The organism is Ornithinimicrobium kibberense, assembly GCF_006519705.1.
Lineage (GTDB): Bacteria > Actinomycetota > Actinomycetes > Actinomycetales > Dermatophilaceae > Ornithinicoccus > Ornithinicoccus kibberensis.
Genome location: NZ_VFXM01000027.1, coordinates 1 through 5,164 on the forward strand (window position 1 = coordinate 1; position 5,164 = coordinate 5,164).

Sequence of the window (5,164 nt, forward strand, 5' to 3'; positions counted from 1 at the left end):
AGACCCCCGCTTGACAGAGAAGGGAGCCAAATGAGTGCGCTACTTCATGAAGCTGCGTTGGGAAACCACACCGCTCAACAACTCCGCGATCGTCCGCCAGCCAGACGACGACGTGAGAACAAGCTGGTGGCCGTGCAGCTCGAGCCGGACGAAGGCGTCCTCTCCATCCTCCGCGCGGATTGAGACGCCATGACAGCGTTCCGTCTGCCGACACCCTCTGGACGGAGGCCACGTAGCCCTCGTTCGTCAGCTCCAGCTCGATCTTGTCAGCGCGTTCCGCGTCGGTCACACGGGCATTGTGCTCTATCGGATCGCGGCTTAACAGGATGTCGACGGAGCGCGCACCGGCGGTGCACCCATACTGGTACCGTGAGGCGCCGGTCCCGATGTTTCGCTGAGCCGTGGCCACAGGACGCCCGTCTCGATCCATACCGCGACGGGGTGTTCGAACTCCGCAGCGACGGGCAACTTGTCGGGTATCTGACCACCACCGTTGGCCCTATGCGCTCGTTCCCTGCCTTCTGGATCAGGCAGGAGTGGCTCTGGGCTCAGCCGCACTGGCTCGATGGCCACCCCCAAGAGCCGGAGGAAGACTACGGTCCCGGCTGGTACTTGATCGAGCAGCTGCAAGCCGGTTCGTTCGAGACATTCGATGCGCAGGCAGATGAGATGGTCACCTGCGAGGCGGTCCAAGTATGCGGACCTGAGCGCGATCGCCTTTGGCGTCGGTACGGTCTTCCCGACGCCGCCGACTGATGTGGCATGAGCGGATGCCACTCGGCCGCCTCGTGGGCGTTCTGCCGAATGGGTCTTGCGAACTTCGTGCAGACTGCTGTCATGGCTGACATTGAGGTCGTCTGGGCTCGCGTCGAGAAGCACGCTGGGGAGACGTTCAGGACCGTCCGGGGCCTCGAGTTCACCTATCGAGTGCCGGGAAGATTCCTCCGCGTCGCCCGAGATGGTCGCGACATCAATCGCTCACTCTCTCGTACAAACTTTCAGAAGGCCCTGCAGGCGATGCCCGCGGCGCGCCCTGGGGACATCCGCGATCGCCAGGGCGCCTCCTATACGTGGGCGATACTCATGGACCAGCGGATACGCGGAACTGACTGGTGACCTGCCGTGGATCGGAGGAGAGGATGCCACGGGCCGGCACGGTTACTCGGCATCGAGGTGCTCATCATGCGTCGTGTCCAACTGCGTCGGCGCGTGGCTCGAGGCCCGTCGCTACATTAGCGTCGCGGATGGACTTGGCGGTGGACCTCAGAAGCTTGTCCAGGGCGTCATACATCGCCAAAAACGCTTCGACTGCCCAAGAGACGAGCTCCTCCTTGGCGCCAGGGGTCAGCGCCAAGACGTCAACTGGTGTGTGGTGCGTCGCTATTCGGCAGGCGCGCCGACCCTCTAGTCGCTCGTAGGCGAGGTCAAAGCCGACGCGCTCATTCCAAATCGCTTGCTCGGCCTCGAACTTGTCGTACAGCGCGGTGTTGCGGATGCCGTCCCCACTGTCCAGATATGCCTCCACCCGTAGCCGACCGTCTTGTATCTGCGCGAGCCCCCAACTGCCAAACGGCCCGGAAGCAAAGGTGATCCAGCTGTTGTTGCCGTTGCGCGCGGGGACGCGCACGGCGGGTCGACTGCTGTTGACCTGATCGAGGATCTCAGCGAACAGATCCTGCCGGACTTCGTTGAGTGGCGTTGCGACTGACCCGCTAGAACCGGCGGGAACGGACTTGACGCCCTTGGCCCAGTCGTTGGGCCGCGACACGACCTCGAAGACTGGGGCCCGTGGACCCTGTTCGCCGATCTGAACCACTCCCACCTCGACGCCGAAGAACTGAATGCCTTGGTCGGTCCGTTCGTTCAGCCAGTCCAGAGTGCGGCGGAAGTCGTCCCGGAACTGGCGAGACACCCAGATAACCGTGGACGCTTCGAGCCCAGCGGCATAGACCAGGCACTGCCCCAGATGAGAGTGATCAGTCCTCTCCAGCTGATTCTCGATGATCACGACCCGGCCATCGTCGTCCTCGGCCTGGATGTCGAGCCGGAACTGTCCGACGAGCACCTCCGTGCCCACCACAGTGAGGGTCATACCGAGTTCGTCGGCTAGCACGTCCAGGTTTTCGGCCAACCACGGCGTGAAGTCACCGGACTCCGACGTCCAGACCTCGCGAGGATCAGCAACATGCCGCAACCGACCGAGGTTCTTGCTGTCCAGCTGCATCGCGGGCCTCGTCTCCGTCACGTCGTCAGACTCCACCGATGTTACGGGACATGTTCAACCTGGCGGCGTGATCCGCAGGGCCGTGACATCGACGCCACACTTCAGCTGGTCTGGGGCCCTTGGCAGTATCACCGGCATCCTGCAGGCGGCAGAAGAGTGCGTATCCAGGGCAGCCGCTAAGGTCTCGTTATGAGGCCATCCCCGGGGGAAGTCGCGTCGCAAGTCACCGCCATCGTGGAGTCGCCGTGGCCCCGACACCTTGAGGATGGTTGTCCCTGGCTGCAGTCGTTGGGCATCGAAACCGACACAGCGGAGGAGACCCCACGCCGGGGCACTAGTCGCTCCTGGCACCTGGCGGCGATGCCCGACTGGGGAGCGGCCCGTGCAGGGTGGGGCACCTACCGGGACGAGTTCGCCGACATCTTCTGGTTCTTGTGGGACGGCGAAAGCGCCGCTGATGTCCTGCGAGCGGCTGGCGAACTGGCTCGCGCCCTCACCGATGCCTTTGGCGATCCTCGCGAAGTCACCGAGGCAACTCAGTACAGCGGAGGCTCGTGGTGGTGGCAGCTGGAGCAGCACAGCATCGAGATGTACGCCTATAGCGGCGCAGTCAACCCAGACGGCTACCCGACCGGGTCTCCCTGCGTGCAGCTACAGGTCGACCTCCGCGCAGTGGCTGAGCCGCGAGAGTCGGAAGCCCGCCGCACCCACAGGTGACCAACCACCGTTTTCCTCCAGCCAGCGTCGGAAAGGGTGCCCACGGCGCACTACCCGTTCATCGGATGCGCGCCCTGGCGGCAGTACAGGTCGTTTCGTTTTCGCGCCGTGGCTCCGTTAGGGCGGCGGCGGATTGATGGTGTCGCTCCAGTCCGTGAGCCTGTCGTCGTCGCGCATCTCGAACGCTTCCAATCGCGTGTCAGAGAGAAGCGCCTTCACGAGCTGAGCGGGACCGGCCACGAGGGTGCTGTCGCGGTCGATGTCTGTGGAGATGACCCGACACCGACGTCGCTCTCCTCTGCGACGGACCCCTCGCCGACTGAGCGCTCGCGGCCGGCATCCTGTCCGTGTGCCGATAGGCCTCGCACCGCTCGGCAACGCAGCGTGGCGTTGCGTCGCGACCTGGCGACGGCTCGGCGGGGCGCGATCGTCTCGTGCGTTGGCGGACTACGGGAGCTTGGACGCGAGGACGTCGGCCGCCAGGATCTCGGGTGCTGCGCCGAGGAGGTGCTGGTTGGCCATCAGGGCTGCGACGATGGCGCCGTTGGCGTGGGCGTCGCGAGCGGCCTCGTCGGGGAATGCATCGAAGATCCAGAAGGTGTCGGCGTGGGTCCTGACCGCGAACCAGACAATCGTTCCTACTTCTTCGTTGGCGAGCGCGACAGCGCCGGCGAGCAGATCGGCGAGCGCGTCGTGCTGTCCATCGGCCGCGACGATCTTGGCGACGAAGGCATACGGAAGTGATGCGGGTGTGGACATGAGGGGTTCTCCTAGGTGTCGAGGTTTCTTGGTGAAGCGAGTTCAGCGTATGACGAGCAAGGGCATGTGAGAAGTGGCGTATACGACAGTATTGCTATTGTTCGCGCCATGCGTATCGGACTGATCGCGATCGACGGCTGCTTCGGTTCGGCTGTCGCGTCGGTCATCGACATCGTGCGGGTGGCCGACGGAGCCCGCGGCGATGTCGACCCGCGGATCGACCCGATCGAACTCGCCATCCTCGGACCGAAACGGAGAGTGACCACGACGGCATCGATGACCCTGTCGGTGGACCACCCGCTGTCGGAGTCCGCAGAGTTCGACGTGGTCGTCGTCCCTGCGCTTGGAACCCTCACGGCCGCCGCTACCAACGACGCCCTCCAGAGCCGAGATGCTCGTTCGGTCATCGCCTCGCTCGGGCGCCTCGACGACGCGACCACCCGGATCGCCGCGGCGTGCACCGGCGTGTTCGCTGTCGCCGAGACCGGACGGATGCATCATCGGCGGGCGACGACCAGCTGGTTCCTGGGGCCGGAGTTCCTGAAGCGCTATCCGACCGTCGCCCTCGATCTCGACACCATGGTCGTGGTCGACGGGAACCTCGTCACCGCCGGCGCCGCGTTCGCCCACATCGACCTCGCGCTCTCACTCGTGCGATCGATCAGCCCCGACCTGGCGCAACATGTCGCCAAGCTCCTCATAATCGACGAGCGTCCGTCGCAGGCGGCCTTCGTCGCCTACGAACATCTCCGGCACGAGGACCCGATCGTCGTCGAGTTCGAACGCTTCGTGCGCGCCCGCCTGGACGAATCGTTCAACGTCGCCTTCGTCGCGCAGTCGCTCGGCACCAGCCGGCGCACCCTCGAACGACGAGTCCGTGCGGCGCTCAACCTCACTCCGCTCGGCTTCGTCCAACGGCTTCGCATCGAACGAGCTCGGCACCTCTCAGCAACCACGGACCTCACCTCCGCCGAGATCGCGCTACGGGTCGGCTACGCGAACGCCGAGACTCTGCGCTCCCTCCTGCGTAGGGAGCGACGCCGTTCCTGACCTATCGCCATGCCTGTAGCCGGTGTCCTAGTGCTCGACTGGAACCACCTCTCAGCACGTCGCGTCGACGCTCCTGCGTCGCCCCTGGACGACCCACTCGACACGCCCGCAGCACAGGCCAGTGACGTGTCCCGGCTTCCCGGACGGTCGGGGTTGGGTGGCTGTGATGTCGCTGCGTTCTCGTCGAGGGGGTCAGCAGACTCGATCAGGGTCGATTGGGATGAGACGCGAAGGCGGTCAGGTCAGGGCGGCCGAAGCCGGCCGGCGGGGTAGCGTCGGTCACGTCGAGGTCTTTCGGATGGATGGCGTAGGAACTTCCATCGTCGGGAGACCTCGACGTCTAACTGCGGACCGACGCGCCCGGCCGACCTACACCCTCATCTGGGAAGAGATTCCCTAACGGGTTGTCAAGGC

5 protein-coding genes are annotated in these 5,164 nt (G+C 64.9%); 3 read left to right on the plus strand and 2 right to left on the minus strand.

Annotated elements, in window-relative coordinates:
- Positions 1–441 precede the first annotated feature (441 nt).
- Positions 442–756 (plus strand): hypothetical protein, encoded by a 315-nt coding sequence (locus tag FJR00_RS15400; RefSeq protein ID WP_141339596.1) that lies wholly within the window; start codon positions 442–444, stop codon positions 754–756.
- A gap of 424 nt (positions 757–1,180) precedes the next feature.
- Here FJR00_RS15400 and FJR00_RS15405 read toward each other — a convergent pair whose 3' ends face one another.
- Entirely contained in the window at positions 1,181–2,224 is a 1,044-nt protein-coding gene (locus FJR00_RS15405) for a DUF4268 domain-containing protein (protein WP_141339598.1), read from the minus strand.
- A 360-nt stretch (positions 2,225–2,584) separates the two neighbouring features.
- Here FJR00_RS15405 and FJR00_RS15410 point away from each other — a divergent pair, with 360 nt between their 5' ends.
- On the plus strand, positions 2,585–2,941 hold the full coding sequence (locus tag FJR00_RS15410; protein ID WP_141339600.1) for a hypothetical protein: 357 nt from the start codon (positions 2,585–2,587) through the stop codon (positions 2,939–2,941).
- A 447-nt stretch (positions 2,942–3,388) separates the two neighbouring features.
- Here FJR00_RS15410 and FJR00_RS15415 read toward each other — a convergent pair whose 3' ends face one another.
- Entirely contained in the window at positions 3,389–3,700 is a 312-nt protein-coding gene (locus tag FJR00_RS15415; RefSeq protein ID WP_003941073.1) for a putative quinol monooxygenase, read from the minus strand.
- Between the two features lie 108 nt (positions 3,701–3,808).
- Between FJR00_RS15415 and FJR00_RS15420 the strand changes: the two genes are divergently transcribed.
- Positions 3,809–4,750 carry a GlxA family transcriptional regulator gene (locus tag FJR00_RS15420; RefSeq protein ID WP_141339602.1) on the plus strand — a complete coding sequence of 314 codons (942 nt, stop codon included), beginning with the start codon at positions 3,809–3,811 and terminating at the stop codon, positions 4,748–4,750.
- Positions 4,751–5,164 lie beyond the last annotated feature (414 nt).